We start from the raw sequence: 19,343 nt of genomic DNA, 5'->3' as shown, positions 1-19,343 counted from the left end.
TCGGGAGGACTCCTGATGGGCACGGACACCCTCGACGACGGAACGGACATGGACGCGTCCTCTCCCCCCTCGCGGCGACGCCGCGGCCGAGGCCGTGGCAGGAAGGTCGCCGGACTGGTCGTCGCGGTCGCCGTCCTCGGAGCGGCCACCGCGGCCGCGAACGGCCTGCTCCGGCCGGGCGGCACCGGAACGGACAGGACGGCGAACGTGCTGCCCCCGGCCACCACGACGGTGCAGCGGCAGACGCTCACCGACACGCGGGACGCCGACGGCGAGCTCGGCTACGGCCCGGCCACCACCGCGGTGAGCCGGCGGCCCGGCACGCTCACCTGGCTTCCGGACAGCGGTGACCAGGTCACCCGCGGCAAGCCGCTCTACAGGGTGGACAACGAACCGGTGGTACTCATGTACGGCGCGACGCCCGCCTATCGCGACCTGCGGATCGGCACCAAGGGGGCCGACGTCAGGCGCCTGGAGCGCAACCTCCGCGAGCTGGGCTACACCGGCTTCACCGTGGACGACGAGTACACCGGCGCCACGGCCTCGGCGGTCATGCGGTGGCAGGACGACCGGGGTCTGGCGGAAACCGGCGTCGTCGAGCTCGGCCAGGTCGTCTTCGCCGGCGGCAGGATCCGTGTGGACAGCCTGCAGGCCGAGGCGGGCCAGCCCGTCGCCCCCGGCCAGAAGGTGCTCACCTACACCGGCACCACCAAGGTGGTCACCGTCCGGCTGCAGGCAGAGGACCGGCGGATGGCGAAGAAGGGGGCGAAGGTGTCGGTCACCATGCCCGACGGCAGAAAGGTGGCGGGCATGGTCACCGAGGTCGCCACGATCATCGAACCCGGGGAGGGCCCGAACGCGGAGCCGCAGACGAGGCTTGAGGCGCTCGTCTCCCTCGACCGCCAGAAGGCGGCGGCCGGCCTCGACCAGGCCGCGGTGGACGTGACCTTCACGGCGTCCAGGCGCGAGGACGTGCTGACCGTACCGATCTCCGCGCTCGTGGCGCTGAGGGAGGGCGGGTTCGGCGTCGAGGTCGTCGAGGGCGCCCGGTCCCGCTATCTCACGGTGAAGACGGGCCTGTTCTCCGGCGGCCGGGTCGAGATCTCCGGGGACGGCCTCGACGAGGGGATGACCGTGGGGATGCCGAAATGATCTCGCTGTCGAATGTGACCAGGGTCTACCCCGGAGGGGTCACCGCGCTGGCCGCGGTCTCCCTGGAGATCGGACCCGGCGAACTCGTCGCCATCGTGGGCCCCTCCGGCTCGGGCAAGTCGACGATGCTCAACGTCGTCGGGACGCTCGACCGTCCCACCTCGGGAACCGTACGCATCGACGGGTACGACGTCTCGACGCTGCCGGACAGCGGGCTCTCCGCGTTGCGGGCGACGCGGATCGGCTTCGTCTTCCAGCACTTCCACCTCGCCGCCAGGGTTCCGGCGCTGGACAACGTGGCCGACGGCCTCCTCTACACCGGTCTCGGCCTGTCCGAACGGCGACGCCGGGCCTCGGCCGCGCTGGAACGGGTCGGGCTCGGCCACCGCCTCGACCACGAGCCGCACGAGCTGTCCGGTGGCGAGCGGCAGCGCGTCGCGATCGCCCGCGCCGTGGCCGGGGATCCTCCGCTGCTCCTCGCCGACGAGCCGACCGGCGCACTGGACTCCGTCTCCGGAGCCGGGGTGATGGAACTGCTGCGCGATCTGAACGCCTCGGGCACCACCATCGTGATCATCACGCATGACCGGGAGATCGCCGCGAGCCTGCCCCGGCAGGTACGGATGCGCGACGGCCGAATCGTCGCCTGCCTCGGTGTGGCGTGATGGCCGTGACCGATCGGACGGAACCTCCGAAGCTGGTCCCGGCCAGGATGCGACCGCGCGACGTGATGCGGGTCGGCGCGGTCGGCCTGCGCACCCGCCCCCTGCGGGCGTTCCTGTCCGCGCTCGGGGTGGCCATCGGCATCGCCGCGATGGTCGGCGTGGTCGGCATCTCCTCCTCGTCGGGGGCCGAACTCGACCGTACGCTCTCGGCACTGGGCACGAACCTGCTCACCGTCTCCTCCGGCCGGACGCTGCTGGGCGAGACGGCGAAGATGCCGATGGACGCCGAGGCGATGATCGAGCGGATCGGCCCCGTGGAGTCCGTCTCCGCGGCCGGGCGCGTCGACGACGCCAAGGTCTACCGGTCCGAGGAGATCTCCGAGGCGCAGACCGGGGGGATCTCCACCCACGCCGCCCGCCTCGACCTGCTGTCCACGGTGGGCGCGACGGTGCGCAGCGGCACCTGGCTCAACGGGGCGACCGAACGCTATCCGGCCGTGGTGCTCGGATCGCGGGCGGCGGAACGGCTCGGGGTGGGCGCGGCGGCACCTGACACCCAGGTCGTCGTCGGCGGCGTGCGGTTCACCGTCATCGGAATCCTCGACCCGGTGCCGCTCGCCACCGAACTGGACGACGCGGCGCTGATCGGCTGGCCGGCCGCGGAGAGGGTGCTCGACTTCGACGGGCATCCCACGACCCTCTACACCCGCTCCGACGAGTCGAGGCTGGAGTCCGTCCGCTCGGTCCTGGCCGGTACGGCGAACCCGCAGGCGCCCAACGAGGTCGAGGTCTCGCGCCCGTCCGACGCCCTCGCCGCCAAGCAGGCCACCAGCCAGGCGTTCACCGGGCTCCTTCTCGGGGTCGGCGCGGTCGCGCTGCTCGTCGGCGGCGTCGGGGTGGCGAACACCATGGTCATCTCGGTGCTGGAACGGCGCCCGGAGATCGGCCTGCGCCGCTCGCTCGGTGCGACGCGCGGGCAGATCCGCACGCAGTTCCTCGCCGAGTCGCTGCTGCTCTCGGCTCTGGGCGGGGCGGGCGGCGTCCTCCTCGGCATGGGCGTCACCGCCGGATACGCGCTCTACCAGGGGTGGCCGCTCGTGCTCCCCGTCTGGGCGACGATCGGCGGTCTCGCGACGACCCTGGTCATCGGCGCCCTCGCCGGCCTCTACCCCGCCGTCCGCGCCTCCCGGCTCTCCCCGACGGAGGCGCTCGCCACACCGTAGAGACGCTCGCCGCCGTCGTAGCCGACCCGCCCCGGTCCCGGGAGGCGCGGATGAATCGTGACTATCCACCCCGAAACAGGGCAGAGGGCGCGCATGGTGAACCCCTTGGACATCGCGCTCGTCTTCCTCATCCTCGCCACCGGAGGCTTGGCCGTCCGCCACTACGCGCGGCAGCACCGCGGAAACAGTGACGCCCCCGGAAGGGATGAGGACGTCTACCGTCCGGTCTGAGGAGCTTCCGGCCTTCCGAGATCGCGGAGACGGCGAAGGCGGTCCTCGGTGTAGGCGACCAGGCGCGCGGCGTCGTCAGGGTCGAGCGTCTTCAGTGACCTGTCGACCGCCTTGCCCCGGTCGATCGCGGAGAGCGGTTCGGTCGGCGGGTTGTCGATCCACTCGACGATCGGCCGGACCGCGTCGGCCACCGGGCGCGCGAAAAAGGTCGCGAGCAGCTTGATCGTCCCGCGGACCAGCGGATTCGGATGGCCGTCGACCCCGCTGCGGGTGAAGCCGGGGTGATAGAGAACGTAGCGGACTGTGTCCCCGCCGTCCCCGCCGTCCCCGCCGTTCCCGGACTGATTGGCGAAAGCGACGCCGAGCAGGTCGTTCGCCCTCCCGGCCTGGAGCTGTGCACGCACCTGGCCGTACCCGCGGGTCAGCTGGGGGTCCTCCCAGAAGATCCGGCCCGCGGTGTTGCCGACCCCGGCGACGTTGACGACGACCGGGGCGGGTGCGGCGTTCAGCAGCGGCCGCAGACGAGAACCGAGCAGATAGCGGCTCAGGTAGTACAGGGCGAACGTGAACTCCAGCCCGTCCACGGTCTCCCTGCGCTTCGGGCTTATCCGGTTGGCGAACAGGGCGAGCGCGTCGACGGCGTCGTGGCGCTCGGCGATGTCGGCGACGACCCGTTCGACCTCGGCGATCGAGGACAGGTCCGCGCGCAGGAACCGCAGGTTCGGATTCGCGGCGTGGTCGAGCAGCGCGCGCCCCTTGGCCTCGCTGCTGCCGATCACGGTGACGCGGTCGCCCCTCGCGAGCCGTTCCAGAGCGGTCGCGCGCCCCATGCCATCGGTCCCCCCACTGATGATCACGGTTTTTCCCCGTTGGCCCGGCATCGTGTCCTCCATAGGCTGGTGATCGGCCGGTCCAATCGTCGGGCTGCCACGTCGGAGACGGAAGAAGGCAGTTTCATGTCCGGTACGCACACGGGTGTTCCCTCGGTGCTGGCTCACACGTTGCCTCGTCCGGTGCCGATCGACGAGTTCGAAGCGTGCCCGGTCGGGGACGTGTTCCGACGCCTGGGCGACAGGTGGAGCATGCTGCTGCTGGTCCTGCTCGGCGGTCGCCCTCATCGGTACAACGAGCTGCACCGCGCGATCGAAGGCATCAGCCAGCGCATGCTGACCCGCACGCTGCGCACCCTGGAAACCGATGGTCTGGTACGGCGCGAGGTGTATCCCACCGTTCCTCCCAGCGTCGAGTACAGCCTCACCCCGCTCGGCCGGACCCTGCTGGAGCCCCTCTCGGCCCTCGCCGACTGGGCGGTGCGCCACGAGGCCGACATCAACGAGGCCCGCTCCCATCACACCGACGCCGGGTAAGGGCCTCATCGGCCCCATGCCGGCCATGGTGCGGGCATGGACTCCCCTTCCCCGGCCTGCACGCGATCGACTCAGGTGAGGCATCCCATGCCGGGAAAGCTCAGAGGGCCGAGATCATGTTCAGCCCGGTGTACGCCAAGGAGTTCTCCGACGCCGAGGCCGTCGACGCCGAGCTGAAGAAGATCGGGGAAGGGCTCACCTCCACCCTGTGACCCGGTGGCGGACCATGAACGGAGTCGGCCTCCCCTGGTCCGGGGGATCACCCCGGACCAGGGGAGGCTCGTCCTTCTTCCTTCAGCCTGCTTCCTGCGGATATGCCGTGCCGGTGGGAGGCCGCCGGCCGCCGTTCTCAGGCGTTGCCGCCCCGGCCCCGGTCGGCACCGGCAGGTGCCGTCCTACGACCCGCTTCGGGTCCACTTCTGGTTGTTGCCGCCCCAGCAGGAGTAGGTCTGGAGCAGGGCCCCGTTGTTGGAGTTGGCGGCGTCGAGGCACTGACCCGACTGGACGTTCACGATGGAGTTGTCCGAGTTGATGCGCCACTTCTGGTTGCTGCCGCCCCAGCAGGAGTAGATCTGCACCTTGGAGCCGTTACCGGTGCCCGCGGCGTCCAGGCACTTGTTGCCGTAAACGCGGAGCTCCTGGTCGGAGGTGTAGGTCCATTGCTGGTTGGAGTTGGTGTGGCAGTCCCACAACTGGAGCTGGGTACCGTCGGTGGTCGAGGCGTTCGGTACGTCCACACATCGGCCGGATGCCACGCCCCGGATCTGTCCCCCGCTACCCGAGGGCGGCGGGGTCGTGGTCGGGGTCACCGTCGGGGTGGGGTTCGGGTTCGGGCTCGCGGCGTTGAGCGCGTTCAGCACCGAGGTGTAGGCGGCCTTCTTGTTGCCGTTGCCGTCGAAGAGCAGCGGGCTGGTGTTGGCGCCCAGCCAGGAGTCGCTGTCGCGCACACCCCACACGGTGATGCCGGTGCAGCGCGCCACCGCCAGGCAGTCGTTGACCACCGCGGCGTAGGTCTGGGCAGAACCGCCCTGGATGTCCAGCTCGGTGATCTGCACGTCCACGCCGAGGGCGGCGAAGCTGGAGATGGTGGTGCGGTAGTTGCTGTTGTAGGCGCTTTGGCTGTTGAAGTGCGACTGCAGGCCCACACAGTCGATCGGCACGCCGCGCTGCTTGAAGTCACGGACCATGTTGTAGACGGCCTGGGTCTTGGCCCAGCTCCAGTTGTCGATGTTGTAGTCGTTGTAGCAGAGCTTGGCGGCCGGGTCCGCGGCCCGCGCGGTGCGGAAGGCGACCTCGATCCAGTCGTTGCCGGTGCGCTGCAGGTTGGAATCCCGCCGTCCGCCGGAGTTACCGTCGGCGAAGGCCTCGTTCACCACGTCCCAGGCGTAGATCTTGCCCTTGTAGTGGTTCATCACACCGTTGATGTGATTGATCATCGCCTGACGCAGGTTGTTGCCCGACATGGCCTCCATCCAGCCCGGCTGCTGGGAGTGCCAGGCCAGCGTGTGCCCGCGCACCCGCTTGCCGTTCTGCACCGCCCAGTTGTAGATGCGATCGCCATTGGTGAAGTTGAACTGGTTCTGGTTCGGCTCCGTGGCGTTGATCTTCATCTCGTTCTCGGCCGTGATCATGTCGAACTCACGGTTCGCGATCGTGGTGTACTGCGAATCACCGAGCTTGCCCGCGGCGATCGCCGTGCCGAAGTAGCGACCGCTCTGCTGGGCGGCGGCGGCCAGCGTGCTCTCCGCCGCCTCCGCGGGAGCCGACACCATCAGCGCCGCACCGACGACACCCACGACGCCGGCACTGATGATCTTGGTGAGGGCACCGAAACTTCGGCGCGCGGATGGGGGTGAAACCTTCATGCCCATGCCTGACTCCATACTGAAATCACGGAAAGAGGGATACGCGGGAACCCCGCGAACGACGCCGCACCCCGGACGGGGACGCACACCACGATGGCGTCATGGCCGGCGACCCTTACTCGATCACCACATCAGGCAGGGCCGGCCGCTTGGAGACTCAGTTTGGAAATCTATCCGAAACATGTCAATACTTAAGCGAAATTTTCGGTCGCGCTCTTCCAGCACCGATGCCCCTCACCGCGGGTCCGATACAGCCAGGGCACGGCATCTCTTCAGGGCATATAGGAGAAATCTATCGGCAGTCTCGTCCTGAAATTTTCACATCAGGGCCGCAACTTCCGGAATCGAGGACCGAGCTCCGCAGGCAGCGACGCCCTTCTCGGCGATGCCTGGCGCAGACGCCCCCCGAGAACCCCCGTCCCTTGACAACGTCCAGGCCCGCTGTATTGACTCTCCGTCATCACCACCCGCGATACCGGGATGCAGAAGGGAGGCCGCACCGCGATTTGGCAGCGTCAACACGGCGCACCTCCCCCCGAGACGCACGATGTGGTCAGACCTGGGTGACACCACACTCCCAGGTCACTCCGCATCCGCCGCTCCGCCTTCACACCTGAGGCAGAGTTCTCGAAGAAGCCGTCGTACGGTCTTGGACTGCGGGCGGACGGTTCGCGGTCTCGGCTCAGCCGACGGAGACGAACCCGGACTCGTAGGCCGTGATGACGGCCTGGGTACGATCGCGCGCCCCCAGCTTGGCCAGGACATTGCCGACGTGAGTCTTCACCGTCTCAGCCCCGATGACCAGCTCGGCGGCGATCTCGGTGTTGGATCGGCCACAGGCCATCAACCGCAGCACCTCGGCCTCCCGCACGGTCAGCCTCCCGAGCCCGGGAACGGCACGGGGGGCGGCGTATCGGCTCTGACGGTTCGCGGCGAGCGCGCGGATCGCGGCCGGGAACAGCAGCGACTCCCCGGCGGCGACGATTCGGACGGCCTGGACCAGGTCGTCGGGTCGGCTGCGCTTGAGCAGGAAGCCACTGGCCCCCGCGCGCAACGCGTCATATATGTAGTTGTCGTTGTTGAAGGTGGTCACCACGATGACCTTGGGTGGCTGGGGCAGCGCCAGCAGCAGCCGGGTGGCCTGAATGCCGTCCACCGCGGGCATGCGCACGTCCATCAGCACCACGTCGGGCCGCGTCGTCCGAACCACCGGCACCACTGCCGCTCCATCGGCCGCCTCGCCCACCACCTCCAGGTCGGGTTCGGAGTCGACGATGATCCGCAGACCGGTCCGGATCAGATCCTCGTCATCGGCGATGACCATACGAATCGGCATGCGCCCGACACTATCCACCACCGTTCAGGGGCGAAGTCGCAGTCGTAGCGAAACGTGCCACTCTCCACCTGCGGGACCGGCGTCGAAGTCGCCGCCCAGCAGGGTGACCCGCTCGCGCATGCCATCGATGCCGCGCCCACTCCTGCCAGGCGCTCGTCCCGCCGGATTGCGCACGTCGAGCTCCAGATGGTCGTCGTGCACGACCAACGCCAGCCGTACCGGACCGGTCCCGTGGCGCAGGGCGTTGGTGAGCGACTCCTGGGCGATCCGGTAAACCTCCCGGGAGATCTCGCTGGGCACGGTAGCCAGGTCACCGGTGACCTCAGCGGCGGCACCGGTCCCCCGTACCAGGCCGCTCAGGTCGGCGAGCGTCCGCGCCGGGGCCGTGGACGGCTCGTCTTCCTGCTCGCGCAACACCCCCAGCACCTGGTCAAGTTCCTCCAGCGCCGCGCGCGCCGATTCCTCGATCGCCCCCAGCACGGCCCGGGCCACCGCGGGGTCGCGGTCCAGGGTCCGGGCGGCCGCCCCGGCCTGCACGGTCACCACATTCAGCGCGTGCCCGATCGAATCGTGCAGTTCACGGGCCAGGCCGTTGCGGACCGCCTGGCGGCGGACCCGTTCCTCAAGCAGCGCGAGCCGCTGGGCAGGTGAGGGGCCGAGCAGCTTCGGTGCCGACCGGGCCAGCAACACACCCACCCCGGCGGTCAGGTAGACGAGCGCGACCAGGAGGGCGACGCCCAGCAGCGGGCCGCTCCACCAGACCTCCCACAAACTGGAAAGCATCCACACGTCGAACGGGACACCGGTGATCGGCAGCAGAATCGTCACGATCACGAACGGCACCGTCGCCAGCGTCAGTCCCGACATCACCCCGCCGACCCCCAGGTGCAGGGTGAACCAGGTGGCGGTACGCCGGCGCTCATCCCAGCTCCGCCTGCCGGACGCCCACTCGGCGGGCAGTGGGGCGATCTCGGCGCCAAGCAGGCTACGCGCCGCCGTCACCTCCAGCGCCCGGACCGGCAGCACCAGCCCGGTCAGTGCCACCAGCGGCAGCACCGCCAGGAAAACCAGCGGCTGGGGCAAGGGGCCTGGCGCGGCCGGCAACCCGATGAGACCACCGATCACGGACCCCACCATCACGTACGGCATCAGCAAAGCTCCACCGAGGACGAGACAGACCCATCGCAGATAGGTGGCGCGGCCAACGAGGGGGGACAACATGCCTTCAATCATCCTCAACCACAGATGCCGCACGGCGAGCGAGTCCGGTGGGCATATACCAGCGTGACGATGCCCATCCCGATGCCCATCCCGATGCCCATCCCGATGCCCATCCCGATGCCCCGCTCGATCCCGCGGGGAGCGAGGCGCGAGACGATCTCCTGGCCACGGCCCTACCCGGCCGAACTCTCGGACCGCTTTGCGGGCACGCCGCCGCTCGCTCTGCTCAGCCGCCATCCGGCCGTTGCCCAGCACACCCCCCAGAGAAGAAAGAACGGCGACCACAGCAGCAGATCCCAAAGTGCCAGCTCGCGAGCGAGCGAGGCGTGCTCGGCCGAGGGCGGGCGAACCCCGGTCAACAGCAGCACGTCGCCGACGAAACCGAACCCGAGCACGCCGATCGATCGGACGATCATGAAGACTCCGAGCGTCCAGGTGATCGCGAGCAGCAACCGGCGCGGCACTCTCGTACCCCACGGCCTCACGGTGGCCAGTGCGACGACGACACCGACCATCGCGGCACCGGCCAGCAACCAGTGGCTTGCCACGAACAGGAGATCACGTGCGAGCAACTGTTCGCGCAGGTGTGGGGGTAACGGGTCCTTGTCGGCCAGCGCGTTGGCCCCCAGCGCCTGAGCGAGCTTCATCGATCCGTACGCCACGGCGCACGCCGCGGCCCCGTACGCGCCCACCTGCGCCCGATCAGTCCGCGACACGTCTCGTCACCGCCGCGTAGGACCGGATCATCTCCAGGAACAGCCCGATCACGAGGATTCCAAGGACCCCGTGGTACCACTGCCAGCCCACACCCATCCCGACGAACCCGTCCACGATCATGATCCCCGAACCGCCGCCAACGGCCAACAACATCCCGGCCAGCACGAGCAGCATCAACGTTCTCGGCACCCGGCGCCCCAGCGCCGTGACCGTGGCGAGAGCGACGCACGCGCCCAGCACGCCGGACGCGGTCGCGAGCCACTGCGCGGTGGCCGCCTCCATGAAATAGCTTCCAGCCTCGGCAGCCGACACGGGAGGCCCGCCCGGAAACCCGAGTCGGGCCTGCAGAGCAAAAGCGGCCTTCCCTGCGGCGTAACCGAGGAACAGCACCGCCACCGCGTACGCCGGCCAGCGTCGTCGGCGATCAGAGGTAACCATGACCACGAGAGTAGAAACCGCACGTCAAACGCGATTCCCCACGGAAGGGGAGGTGCCTCCCCCGGACGGGGGAGGCACCGGCGGCCTCCTTTGAGCGCATTCCCGTTCGAATCTCGAAGGCGGGTGGCCGCAGGGGCTTGCCGCCGGTCCCTCCGGAACGGGGTTGCGCAGGGTCGGATCACAACCAGAACCGCGGCAGGGTCCCCCAAGGCCGTTTCTCGGATCGTGCGAGGGCACCGTCACAGTCCGGGGCAGCCGGTGGCCTTTCTCACATTCTCCACCTGGTCGGCCGGCATCGGCGACGAGAAGGTGGAGATCGTGGCCTTGCCGGGCATGCCGAGGGTGCCGCCCATGACATACCAGGAGTCGGGAACGGAGTCGGTCAACTCGTAGTCTCCGGGTTTCGTGCGCAGAGGATCGCTCACCATGAACTCCTCGATGGTGATGCCACGATCCTTGAGCAGCGTCCGTACTTCGGCCACGGTCTTGTTGAGGTGAGGCACGCAGTGCAAGGGCTCGCCGAGGGCGGAGATGGACGTGATCCGCGCATAGGCTTCACCGGGCTGAGCCGCACGTCCCAGGGAGATGTCCGCCGAGCCGACGAAGTCCACGGGGACCTTGAGCCCGATCGGACAGCCGCCTACCTTGTCGCACGATCCAGGCTGGTCGATCGTCTTGATCTGGTCGACGACCTTTCGGTCGTCGGTGGCCATGATGCTGCCGACGAGCCCGGGAGTGGACGGAAGGAGCCGGAGTGAGATATCAAGTCCGACCGCTCTGAGCTGCGCCTCGTAGTTCTCCGGATCGGCGTGAAGGTCTTTCACCTCGATGAGGTAGTAGCCGTCCTGCTGCTTGATGTCCAGAGCCGCCACCGGCCGCGGCCCGAAACCGGGCAGCACCGCCGTCCAGCTCAGGAAGGTCACCCCGGCGGCGAGCAGCGCGGCGGCGGGCAGTGCGATCCGCCAGGTCAGCCTGCGACGGCCGACAGGCCCGAGGGCGGGCGTGGGATCGGCGTCCATGATCTCGTTCATCAGTTCCCGTGCGCCCGGCACCAGACCCGGGCCCGGATCCGGGGCGATCGCCGCGACAACACGGTGAAGCTCGTTCGTCATGTGCTCTCCTTGGCAAGGGCGACGGCACGGGTGCCATACCTGGTGAGGTCGAGCTCGGCGGCGGCCAGTTCGGCGGCCAGCCTTTTACGGGCGCGGTGCAGGCGGATGCGTACGGCGCCACGGGAGCACCCGAGCACCTTCGCGATCTCGGCGGCGCCGAGTCCCTCCCAGCCGACCAGCGACAGCAGTTCCCTGTCGTCGTCCGACAGTCGCGAGAACGCCTCCCGAACCCCGTCGTACGGCTGCTCGACGACGGACTCCTCCCAAAGGATCAGGTCCTCCCGCAGGCGCACGGCCAGGGCGTTCCGCCGGGACTCCGCGCGACGGTGGTTGGCGAGCACGCGCCTGGCCACTCCGTACAGCCACAGCCTGGTCTCGTCGCCCACGGGTACGTCGGCGAGCCGCCGCCAGGCGGTCAGGAACGTTTCGGCGATCACGTCCGCGATCTCGTTCGGCGAGGAGACGCGGCGGGTCACGTAGCTGGAAACGGCTGGGTAGTGCGCCAGGTAGATCTCTTCGAAACGTTGCCTGGCCTCGGGCGGTCCCACGGAGCATTTCCTTCCGACAGTTAGTGTCATCAGTGGAAATGTCCGGACCTGGCAGACCGTTTCACGGCTCCCACTTCAGCCGTTTACGATTCCGGCTACCGCCGGTCGATCATCTCGGAGCTGGATGCCCCGCGTGGTTGTACGGTGCCCACGGGCACGCAGCAGATGACCACAACCAGGTGTCCACGAGCTCGGATCTCGTACATGGTGATCACATCGCCTGGCTTGAGACGCTGCCGGTGTTCAAAGGTCAGGAAAGCGATCTCACCGACCCGCACTCGCCCGGCTCCAGCGGATCACGACCTCCGATCAGGAGGCGGGCGGCGCCGAGCGGGGTTTCGTCTTGAGAAGCAGGAATCCTGAAAACTCACGGAGCCCTTTTCATCCTCCCAGCCGGACAGCTCCGGAGCCGGTGATGTACACGGAGGAGAACGAAACCACCTGACTGGAGGTGCACCGTGCCGCCCTTGTCACGATCACTTGACCCTGCTTACATGTTCGAAGTGAGTCGTGATTCCGATGTAAGCGGGCGTCCAGCACCTATTGCGGCGAAGGTGAACCCGACAAGCGGGAGGATGAACCACATCACGCTGCTCTTCATCCTGGGTTCGGCTCCCCTTCTGCTCGCCAACTGGTTCATCGCTCTCATGATCCTCGGCCCTACCTGCACCCTTTCATATGAGGGTGGCAACATAACGGAATGCGTCGGCGGGCTTTCAGAGGAAGAGCTGGCCACCGCATCGGGAGTCGTCGCGCTGGTTTTACTCCTCATCCAGATGGGACTGATCGTCATGGTGCGCCGACGCACCCGCGGATCGTAGCTACAAGCCTCGTCGCTCTGCCGCTCAGAGCGACTCCGTGTCCTACGAAACCGACGATCCGCCCGACGTCGGGTATCAGCGCGGAGATCAAGAGTGACAGCAGGAACCTCAGCGGCGTCGCTTCTGCTCGCGAATCGCCGCCTCCAGACGTAATCCAAGACCGATCAGCGCTGTGAGCCATAAGCCCACGAGCCATGGCCATGACGAAAACCTACCGCCGAAGAGCAGAATACCGAAGGACAGAACGACGCCGCCAACCAACGCAATAGATCCCAGCATGCGAACAGATACGATATCGTCGTCGGGCCTGGGGCCAGGAATATAGGGAGGCGGGGTCTCTGTAGGCTCAGTCATGCCGAAGAGAATCCCATAGTTTATCTAATGGACGAAATCATCCACCTACGTATACCTGCTCATCCCGTAATTGGGATTCCTCCGCCGAAGACCTCGGGGTGTACGGAAGGCGTTCAGCAGGTGGGGCGAGTCGCACCCAACTTCCGGGCACTGGCAGGGGACAGGGTCATGGGGGTGACCCATCCCTGCCGTGTCAGGACTACTTGGGCCGGGAGAGGGGTGATCGGGTGGACCTCGACGCCCTGTGCCCAGTTCGTGAGCAGTCCCTCGGTGCCGCTGGAGTCGACCAGGACGATCGAGATGGGCTGGCCGTCTTTGGCCCAGGTGTTCCAGATCGCCCACCCTCCGGGCCGGGCTTCGATGTCCAGGCGGGCGCAGATCTCGGTGTAGCTCTCTTCCATGCCGATGGGAAGGGCGTGCGGCCGGAGGACGACCACTCCGGCGAGCTTCATCAGCGGAAGGTCCTCGTCGAGACATCCGTCCCCATCGAAGTGATGGTGACGGAGTTGGCGGGCTGTCTCGATCACCGCTCGCCGAAGTGGCGTGGCCTCATCGGAAACGGTGGTGAGAGTGAGCCATCCCGCGTCGTCTGCCGCGTTGACGATCTCGCGTGCCAGGTGCTCGATGTGACGCAGATACTCGATATCGCTGAGGTCGGTTCGGGACATCGCGACAGTGTGACATCAGGGCATGAGCCGAAGCATGTGAGTTATCCGGCCGATCGGAAGACGCCGTTTTTCTGAAGTGGAGCGGGTGACGGGAATCGAACCCGCGCTGCCGGGCTTGGGAAGTGCGTCGAGTACGGCCGGTAGGGCTGCCAGCTTGAGCTTCGGGCCGGTCGTGAGTGACCGTGGTTGACCCCTCGTCACCCTGGTTGACAGCCCGCCGATGGCCCGGCGGTCAGAGATGCATGCCCTGGGGGTGCTGGTCGTGACGGCCGGACAGCAGGATCTCTCGCAGGCTGCTTCTGAGCAGTTCGACGCCGCCCTCGTCGATCTGGAGATCGATCCGGACGACGGGCTCCACGTTCAGTTCCTTCGCGGCCTCCGCGGTGAAGTGGAAGGTCAGGCGACCGGAGTCGATCCCGCAGTGAGTCACGCCGCCGTAGGTGGTGCCTGCCTGGTCCTCGCGGACGATGCAGTATGTGTCCATGCCAAGCCCTGTCTCCTGCTCGTCAGGTTCCTCGGCGGACATCATGAAGATCAAGGCGTTCCCGGTGCCGTCCTCGTGTTCGGCCATCCCGAAAACGATCGTCTCCGGGTCCTCGTCGCGGCCGACGGTTCGCGCGACCATGGTTCCCAGCGGAGGCCAGGCCGAACCGGGTTCGCTGTCGGCCGGTGAGGTGAGAGTGGAGTCGCCCTCAGGCAGGGGCACACCTTCGGGCCAGGCGGCGCGCATCCACGACGGGGTGAGGTCCGGCCTGCGCGGGAACATGGTCAGTTCCTCCACATAGGCCCAGGCGGGCACCTCGACGGCTTGGGCAAAAGGCAGCTCCATCCCGAAGGCGGGCGGCATCATGACGGTGTAGTCCCGGGAGAAAGGCGACTCCATGCTGAAGGTCTCCATCATGGCGTCGTACGACTTCCCGCGAAGGCCGTAGCCGAGCCGGCAGACGAACCACGTCCCCTCACCCGCCTTGTACTCGGCCACTTTCAGCCGATGGAAAAGGTCACCGAGGTCCTCGCCATCTCGAGTTTGCCGGGAATCGTCCGCCATCCGATAGGTGATCGCGGTCATGCCGAAGGTGCCGAGCTGGCAGCGAAGGACATCGACCTCCTGCCATCCGTCCGGGGCGCCATCCCGCACGGTTCGCCCGATTTCGAGGCAGAGTTCGTGCGTGAGGTCGGATGACATACTCACCGCGCCTTTTCCGTTGGACGAACGAGAACAGGAGTTCATCGGGCGTCTTTCAGTCGTTCCCGCCATCTTGATCATTTCATGCATATCGCACGAGAGCATGATCTCAAGGACAGTTTCGGGGATCCTGACCCATTCGCTCGAAAGTGTCCAGAGAGATCACGACGTCGATTTCTTGTTGCTCCTTCTCGTCCAGTTCCTGTATCAGCACCTGGCCCGGGCCGATCTTGGCGGCATCGTCGAGCTCGAACGTCACGTGTCGTAGCGAACTGGTGTTGTCGTTGGTGAAGCCGTACGCGTTGTAGGTGATCGCCGGCTCCAGAGAGGGAGGTTTGGGCGTGATCACCCAGCCACCGGCGGGGGTGTCGAGTCGAAACGAGGCGCTCTGTCCGTTCAAGGTGGGTGCTTGGTATACCGCGTCGTCGATGTACGCATCGTCGGGGTTGCCGGTCGGGCTCCTTTGGGGAGTGACACGCTTGTGGTAGAGCTTCACTCCGTCCGGTGCAGGCCCACACCAGGCCAGTACGGCGATGAGGTGACCTGACTCGTCCACACTGATACCGACATTGCCGTTGGCGGCGACTGTGCAGCCAGTGAGACAGGCCAGGAGTGTTCCCATAAGTACTACGCACATCCAGTTGCGCACGCCCCGACCGTACGCTGCATCGGACGCTTTTCCCAACGGTGATCAGCCACGTTACCGGTGAGCCGGGGTGGAGAACGACCCCTGGCTCACCGATCGCCCCCGACCATGTACGGTGACCAGCCAAGCGTCGGCGACCGTAGGGCTGCATCTGTGCGGCGATGTGGCAACCCCGGCCGGTGGTTCGGTCCATACGGCGGGAGCGGCGCACGGTACCCGACTCGGTGTCCCGCTGCCGTCCGGGACCGACGCACACGCCGCACGCCCGGACGGCGGCGGGCGGGCGGAGAACCGGGGGTACGGTGGCGCGCCGCACCGCGCACGTCGGCCACGCTGACGCCGGCTTCCTCGGTCAGGACGTCGACGGGACAGAGCCGAGCAGCTTTCAAAAGCGGGGACCCCTGGTCCACGATTTGATTCTGCCCGGTTCGGAAACTCAGCTGATGCTCAACGCCGGAGTGGCGGCTCCCGACGTGGCCGAGCAGGCAGGGCACGGAGTGGATGTGCTGCTCAAGGTCTGCACCACGTGCATCGACGGAGGCGTGGAGATTGCCAGTCCGCGAACAGACGACGCGCTCACGACAGGATCACACGTAAGCGTTCAAGGGGTTCCGCTCGCTATGGGCCCCTTCGTCTTAAGAAAGTTGACGAGACCCCGTCCGATCACCTTGATCAGGTGGATTTCACCGTTCTCCGGGCTGGCATGACAGCCGACGCGCTCATCAGCGTCTTGCCCGACGCTCGACCACCATGCGATCAGCCTTGCACGATCTGAGGTCGGCCGAAGACCGTGTTGTCGATGGCCACGTCCGCCAGGCGCAGTGGGTCGACCTCGGCGACGTAGAGACCCTCGGATAGCAGATAGCGCTCACGGTTGAGGGCCTCGGCTTCGGAGCCGGCCCAATCCTGGTCGCGTTCGGCCCCGCGACGCAGAGAGGTCTCCGGGAGCGTTTCCAGCCGGATGCGGAAGTCCCAATACTCGTTGATCTCCGGGCGGAACGCGAAAACGCCGTCGACGACCAGGACGGCGTTCGAAGATGCGATCGTCACCACCGATGAGTGGTCCACCTGTGTCAGCGGGTCGATGCCACACAGCACGACTCGCCCTGATCCGTGGGAACTGCACGGCTGTAGCAGTAGCGTGGTTACGGCGGTGTAGTCGAAGGCGTTGCGGTAATACCCCTCACCTGACTCCCGGTCGTAGAGATGACGATCCCGCCACGGCTTCTTGAAGTCGTCCAAACTCGCTCGTAGTACGGAGCGTCCCATCCGGCTGATTTGCTCGGCGAGTTCGTGGCCGAAGCTCGTCTTGCCCGACGCGGTCGGCCCGTCGATGCCCACCCGCAGCCGTTCGTCACCGAGTGCCAGGATCCGGTCGGCGACCTTCTTGACCAGTGCGGCGCGTTCGGGCGAGGCGGGGAGCGGGCAGGGCTGCCGCCACGTTGAAACCGAGGTGTGGACATCGGTCCAGCGCGAGGTCATGAACGGGAGCCTACGTCGCGTGACCTTCGACTTCCACATCAAGATCCATCCCGCATATATCCCGCGAACACCGACTCAGGGCCGGTCAGAGCGGCATACGACTGCACACCCCAGAAACGATCAACGGTGCCCGACCCGAGGGAAGCCCCTGGTCAGATGCCGTTCGCGGTGCTCAGCGGAGAGCGTGGTGTGTTGGTTCAGGACATCGGAAACACCGGTCTCAAGACATAGGAAACACCGGCAGTCGACAGTCGGTTGGTGTCGAAGGCCAGGCTCGTCATCACCGCGGCATCTTTCGTGCCTTGAGCACAACCTCCCGCAGGAAGTTCCAATTCCCCTCGGCTGCCTCCCTATCGCTTCGACGATCACTCATTCGATCATGGTAGAAGGAGGCCAGCGGTGCCCGGCGTCATGCAACCTGCTCAAAGCGGTGAGGTCGTTCGTTACCAGCACGTGAGCCAGTCGCGCCGCTGCAGCCAGCACAGCCGGCCAACCGGGCGATCCCAGATACGTCTCGTCCCTGGCGGTCGCACCCACTGACTCCTGTACTTCGGAATAGGCGGCACCGAGGTCTGCCATCAACGAGACCTCCTCGTCTGTGCGCAGGCTCTTTCCCAGCCAGGACTGTGGCTCGCGTGCATCGCAGAAGTCATCGAACAGGACGTGCACCACATAGTCGAGATTCTCGAACTCGTCGAGGTTCAGCCACACCTCACGTTGCCAGGATGAGCTCGCGAGTGCGACGACCGCAGGGACAACATGCAGGCGGTATTGAGGAAACTCGATGCCATGATCGATCACCCGTCAAAAGTATCGAGGAGCTGATCGTCAGGATCCGGCCTAGCGGTTTTCAAGAGGGTTACGTTCCAGGAGAGCAAGGCGGCTCTGAGCAGGGCAGGAACCTTCCTCATGGCACCGTCCACCGAGGATCATCCCGCACATATTCCACGCGCCCGGTTCGCTACCTTGACGATGTGTCGATCAGCGAACGCCATCTGTCAGCCGAGGAGCAAGCCGTCATCCTGGCTCTTCTCACGCAGGATTTCCCTGGCGTGGACGAACTTCGCGCTCAGGTCCCTTCGGCAATTGTGGCCGGACGGTGTGGGTGTGGATGTGCAACGGTGGATCTTCGGGCAGGAACAGGGCCACGTGCGCTCGCCTCCCCGGTACAAGACGGTGTGCTGATCTCCGCCGACGTGCGCGGGCGCAATGACGGTGTCTTGCTCTTCGTCGAGAACGGTCATCTTTCGTGCCTTGAGGTCTACACCGTCGATGACGAGCCGGCCTCGCTCCCGCAGCCTGAGGATCTCACCGTTGACCCGCCAGGCTCCTGGGGGTGATGTCGTGGAGGCGACAAAGCTCAGATTCGACTCGTGAACCTACGGATTAAAAGATCGGCCATGAGCTTTTCCGGATATTTCAATGCAGTGCAGAGGGGGTAGGCGGTCCATCCTGAACGGTCTGGAACGGCTTAGAACTGCAACGGAGATTGCAACTGACAGGTCAGATCGGTGTTCCCCGGTGGCTCGGCTCAGTTCATGATCTTCCGTCAGTGTGGCCCCCAAAGTGGTTCCCCAAAGCCCGATGGATCACTTGCTTACAAAGACACATGCCGATCTTGCTTAACCTGCAAAGATTTCATCACTATGACTGAATCCTTCGTCTTTATCCTCTTCATGGCCCCTGTTTGGTGGCCACTGATAGTGATCCTGGCGGTCGGGCTGACGATACACACCGCCGTCACCCTCCTCCGAAGAGGCCAACGACGCGCGTGGACTGTGTGGGTAGAGGCCAGTGCCATCGCGGCTTGTGTTGCGGTGGCGATCTACGGGGCCGGATACTTCGTTGGCGGTTTCTTCTATCACGATCCGGAGGATCCGTGTATGGCTCACGGGTACGATTACTCGAGTTCCGCACAAGAGCCGTCGAGCTTGTGGCCACTGAGCAACCCCCTGTGCACATCCGACAGCGGAGTCGTTGATCTAGTGCCCGTATTTGTCAATCCCGTCATCTATGTCTCCATCAGCCTGTTTGTGGCCTGCGCTATTGCCTCTGTAGCAGCTAGGCGAGCCTCTTCCCGGAGAAGCGGTAACTGACTTCAACACCCGTACGCGTTAGGCGGGGGTGGTAACTGATACGGGCTTTCATGCCGAGAGTGGGTGCGGGAATCGAACCTACGCTGTCGGCTTGGGAAGTCTCTATCGCATCTGGTCGCCGAGCTGGGAGGATGCTGACCTGCGGGGGGAGCGCTTCGAGTACCCGTGATTCCCCCTTGATCCCCCTCCTGACGGGCACGCAACGGGCACGGGGT

The 19,343-nt window shown here is 66.3% G+C and carries 21 protein-coding genes; 8 read left to right on the top strand and 13 right to left on the bottom strand.

What is annotated here, in order from left to right; all coding sequences use genetic code 11:
- The first annotated feature begins 15 nt into the window (after positions 1 to 15).
- From ACFY3V_RS37265 to ACFY3V_RS37250, 4 genes are all read left to right on the top strand, one after another.
- Positions 16 to 1,152 (top strand): peptidoglycan-binding protein, encoded by a 1,137-nt coding sequence (locus tag ACFY3V_RS37265; protein WP_362903290.1) that lies wholly within the window; start codon positions 16 to 18, stop codon positions 1,150 to 1,152.
- Positions 1,149 to 1,817, top strand: coding sequence for an ABC transporter ATP-binding protein (locus ACFY3V_RS37260; protein ID WP_389779982.1), 669 nt, complete (start codon positions 1,149 to 1,151; stop codon positions 1,815 to 1,817). The genes ACFY3V_RS37265 and ACFY3V_RS37260 overlap by 4 nt, the downstream gene beginning before the upstream one ends.
- Before the next feature lie 47 nt (positions 1,818 to 1,864).
- Complete coding sequence (locus ACFY3V_RS37255; protein WP_389780042.1) at positions 1,865 to 3,040, top strand: ABC transporter permease; 1,176 nt, start codon at positions 1,865 to 1,867, stop codon at positions 3,038 to 3,040.
- Between the two features lie 93 nt (positions 3,041 to 3,133).
- Complete coding sequence (locus tag ACFY3V_RS37250; protein WP_362903287.1) at positions 3,134 to 3,271, top strand: hypothetical protein; 138 nt, start codon at positions 3,134 to 3,136, stop codon at positions 3,269 to 3,271.
- Here ACFY3V_RS37250 and ACFY3V_RS37245 read toward each other — a convergent pair.
- Positions 3,256 to 4,152: an SDR family NAD(P)-dependent oxidoreductase gene (locus tag ACFY3V_RS37245; protein WP_389779980.1), complete on the bottom strand. Its 897-nt coding sequence runs from the start codon at positions 4,150 to 4,152 to the stop codon at positions 3,256 to 3,258. The genes ACFY3V_RS37250 and ACFY3V_RS37245 overlap by 16 nt on opposite strands.
- 75 nt (positions 4,153 to 4,227) lie before the next feature.
- Here ACFY3V_RS37245 and ACFY3V_RS37240 point away from each other — a divergent pair, with 75 nt between their 5' ends.
- Positions 4,228 to 4,638 (top strand): winged helix-turn-helix transcriptional regulator, encoded by a 411-nt coding sequence (locus tag ACFY3V_RS37240; protein WP_389779978.1) that lies wholly within the window; start codon positions 4,228 to 4,230, stop codon positions 4,636 to 4,638.
- A 395-nt stretch (positions 4,639 to 5,033) separates the two neighbouring features.
- Here the strand turns inward: ACFY3V_RS37240 and ACFY3V_RS37235 are convergent, their stop codons facing one another.
- From ACFY3V_RS37235 to ACFY3V_RS37205, 7 genes are all read right to left on the bottom strand, one after another.
- Positions 5,034 to 6,509, bottom strand: a complete 1,476-nt coding sequence (locus tag ACFY3V_RS37235; RefSeq protein WP_389779976.1) for an endo-1,4-beta-xylanase — start codon at positions 6,507 to 6,509, stop codon at positions 5,034 to 5,036.
- A gap of 676 nt (positions 6,510 to 7,185) precedes the next feature.
- The gene (locus ACFY3V_RS37230) at positions 7,186 to 7,839 is read right to left on the bottom strand and encodes a response regulator transcription factor (protein WP_362907060.1); all 654 of its coding nucleotides are present in this window, start codon (positions 7,837 to 7,839) and stop codon (positions 7,186 to 7,188) included.
- Positions 7,840 to 7,863: 24 nt separating this feature from the next.
- Complete coding sequence (locus ACFY3V_RS37225) at positions 7,864 to 9,060, bottom strand: sensor histidine kinase (RefSeq protein ID WP_389779974.1); 1,197 nt, start codon at positions 9,058 to 9,060, stop codon at positions 7,864 to 7,866.
- Between the two features lie 173 nt (positions 9,061 to 9,233).
- Entirely contained in the window at positions 9,234 to 9,776 is a 543-nt protein-coding gene (locus ACFY3V_RS37220) for a DUF3995 domain-containing protein (RefSeq protein ID WP_362907056.1), read from the bottom strand.
- Positions 9,763 to 10,215 (bottom strand): hypothetical protein, encoded by a 453-nt coding sequence (locus ACFY3V_RS37215; protein WP_389779971.1) that lies wholly within the window; start codon positions 10,213 to 10,215, stop codon positions 9,763 to 9,765. The genes ACFY3V_RS37220 and ACFY3V_RS37215 overlap by 14 nt, the downstream gene beginning before the upstream one ends.
- 239 nt (positions 10,216 to 10,454) lie before the next feature.
- Positions 10,455 to 11,327 carry a hypothetical protein gene (locus ACFY3V_RS37210; RefSeq protein WP_362907052.1) on the bottom strand — a complete coding sequence of 291 codons (873 nt, stop codon included), beginning with the start codon at positions 11,325 to 11,327 and terminating at the stop codon, positions 10,455 to 10,457.
- Positions 11,324 to 11,875 carry an RNA polymerase sigma factor gene (locus ACFY3V_RS37205; RefSeq protein WP_389779969.1) on the bottom strand — a complete coding sequence of 184 codons (552 nt, stop codon included), beginning with the start codon at positions 11,873 to 11,875 and terminating at the stop codon, positions 11,324 to 11,326. Before ACFY3V_RS37205 ends, ACFY3V_RS37210 begins: the two co-directional genes overlap by 4 nt.
- Positions 11,876 to 12,369: 494 nt before the next feature.
- On the opposite strand from ACFY3V_RS37205, the gene ACFY3V_RS37200 reads away from it, so the two are divergent.
- Complete coding sequence (locus ACFY3V_RS37200; RefSeq protein ID WP_389779967.1) at positions 12,370 to 12,696, top strand: hypothetical protein; 327 nt, start codon at positions 12,370 to 12,372, stop codon at positions 12,694 to 12,696.
- A gap of 467 nt (positions 12,697 to 13,163) precedes the next feature.
- On the opposite strand, the gene ACFY3V_RS37195 is transcribed toward ACFY3V_RS37200, so the two are convergent.
- Positions 13,164 to 13,718, bottom strand: a complete 555-nt coding sequence (locus ACFY3V_RS37195; RefSeq protein WP_389779965.1) for a hypothetical protein — start codon at positions 13,716 to 13,718, stop codon at positions 13,164 to 13,166.
- A 232-nt stretch (positions 13,719 to 13,950) separates the two neighbouring features.
- Complete coding sequence (locus ACFY3V_RS37190) at positions 13,951 to 14,700, bottom strand: Imm10 family immunity protein (RefSeq protein ID WP_389779963.1); 750 nt, start codon at positions 14,698 to 14,700, stop codon at positions 13,951 to 13,953.
- Positions 14,701 to 14,709: 9 nt separating this feature from the next.
- On the opposite strand from ACFY3V_RS37190, the gene ACFY3V_RS37185 reads away from it, so the two are divergent.
- On the top strand, positions 14,710 to 14,901 hold the full coding sequence (locus tag ACFY3V_RS37185; protein ID WP_389779961.1) for a hypothetical protein: 192 nt from the start codon (positions 14,710 to 14,712) through the stop codon (positions 14,899 to 14,901).
- A 112-nt stretch (positions 14,902 to 15,013) separates the two neighbouring features.
- Here ACFY3V_RS37185 and ACFY3V_RS37180 read toward each other — a convergent pair whose 3' ends face one another.
- The 3 genes from ACFY3V_RS37180 to ACFY3V_RS37170 all read right to left on the bottom strand — a co-directional run bounded on the left by ACFY3V_RS37180 (position 15,014) and on the right by ACFY3V_RS37170 (position 17,833).
- Entirely contained in the window at positions 15,014 to 15,553 is a 540-nt protein-coding gene (locus tag ACFY3V_RS37180; RefSeq protein WP_389779959.1) for a hypothetical protein, read from the bottom strand.
- A 753-nt stretch (positions 15,554 to 16,306) separates the two neighbouring features.
- The gene (locus ACFY3V_RS37175; protein ID WP_389779957.1) at positions 16,307 to 17,032 is read right to left on the bottom strand and encodes a uridine kinase; all 726 of its coding nucleotides are present in this window, start codon (positions 17,030 to 17,032) and stop codon (positions 16,307 to 16,309) included.
- Positions 17,033 to 17,401: 369 nt separating this feature from the next.
- The gene (locus tag ACFY3V_RS37170) at positions 17,402 to 17,833 is read right to left on the bottom strand and encodes a hypothetical protein (RefSeq protein ID WP_389779955.1); all 432 of its coding nucleotides are present in this window, start codon (positions 17,831 to 17,833) and stop codon (positions 17,402 to 17,404) included.
- Positions 17,834 to 18,006: 173 nt separating this feature from the next.
- On the opposite strand from ACFY3V_RS37170, the gene ACFY3V_RS37165 reads away from it, so the two are divergent.
- Positions 18,007 to 18,372, top strand: coding sequence for a hypothetical protein (locus ACFY3V_RS37165; RefSeq protein WP_389779953.1), 366 nt, complete (start codon positions 18,007 to 18,009; stop codon positions 18,370 to 18,372).
- The last annotated feature ends 971 nt before the right edge of the window (positions 18,373 to 19,343 follow it).

The sequence above is a fragment of the Streptosporangium sp. NPDC000095 genome, from assembly GCF_042899335.1.
Lineage (GTDB): Bacteria > Actinomycetota > Actinomycetes > Streptosporangiales > Streptosporangiaceae > Streptosporangium.
This window is presented reverse-complemented; position numbering and strand designations above follow the sequence as displayed.

Excerpts from the sequence above, each read along its gene's own strand:
- ACFY3V_RS37265 (WP_362903290.1), top strand. The coding sequence starts at position 16 with ATGGGCACGGACACCCTCGACGACGGAACGGACATGGACGCGTCCTCT.
- ACFY3V_RS37260 (WP_389779982.1), top strand. The coding sequence starts at position 1,149 with ATGATCTCGCTGTCGAATGTGACCAGGGTCTACCCCGGAGGGGTCACC.
- ACFY3V_RS37255 (WP_389780042.1), top strand. The coding sequence starts at position 1,865 with ATGCGACCGCGCGACGTGATGCGGGTCGGCGCGGTCGGCCTGCGCACC.
- ACFY3V_RS37250 (WP_362903287.1), top strand. The coding sequence starts at position 3,134 with ATGGTGAACCCCTTGGACATCGCGCTCGTCTTCCTCATCCTCGCCACC.
- ACFY3V_RS37245 (WP_389779980.1), bottom strand. The coding sequence starts at position 4,152 with ATGCCGGGCCAACGGGGAAAAACCGTGATCATCAGTGGGGGGACCGAT.
- ACFY3V_RS37240 (WP_389779978.1), top strand. The coding sequence starts at position 4,228 with ATGTCCGGTACGCACACGGGTGTTCCCTCGGTGCTGGCTCACACGTTG.
- ACFY3V_RS37235 (WP_389779976.1), bottom strand. The coding sequence starts at position 6,509 with ATGGGCATGAAGGTTTCACCCCCATCCGCGCGCCGAAGTTTCGGTGCC.
- ACFY3V_RS37230 (WP_362907060.1), bottom strand. The coding sequence starts at position 7,839 with ATGCCGATTCGTATGGTCATCGCCGATGACGAGGATCTGATCCGGACC.
- ACFY3V_RS37225 (WP_389779974.1), bottom strand. The coding sequence starts at position 9,060 with ATGTTGTCCCCCCTCGTTGGCCGCGCCACCTATCTGCGATGGGTCTGT.
- ACFY3V_RS37215 (WP_389779971.1), bottom strand. The coding sequence starts at position 10,215 with ATGGTTACCTCTGATCGCCGACGACGCTGGCCGGCGTACGCGGTGGCG.
- ACFY3V_RS37210 (WP_362907052.1), bottom strand. The coding sequence starts at position 11,327 with ATGACGAACGAGCTTCACCGTGTTGTCGCGGCGATCGCCCCGGATCCG.
- ACFY3V_RS37200 (WP_389779967.1), top strand. The coding sequence starts at position 12,370 with ATGTTCGAAGTGAGTCGTGATTCCGATGTAAGCGGGCGTCCAGCACCT.
- ACFY3V_RS37195 (WP_389779965.1), bottom strand. The coding sequence starts at position 13,718 with ATGTCCCGAACCGACCTCAGCGATATCGAGTATCTGCGTCACATCGAG.
- ACFY3V_RS37185 (WP_389779961.1), top strand. The coding sequence starts at position 14,710 with ATGGAAAAGGTCACCGAGGTCCTCGCCATCTCGAGTTTGCCGGGAATC.
- ACFY3V_RS37175 (WP_389779957.1), bottom strand. The coding sequence starts at position 17,032 with ATGACCTCGCGCTGGACCGATGTCCACACCTCGGTTTCAACGTGGCGG.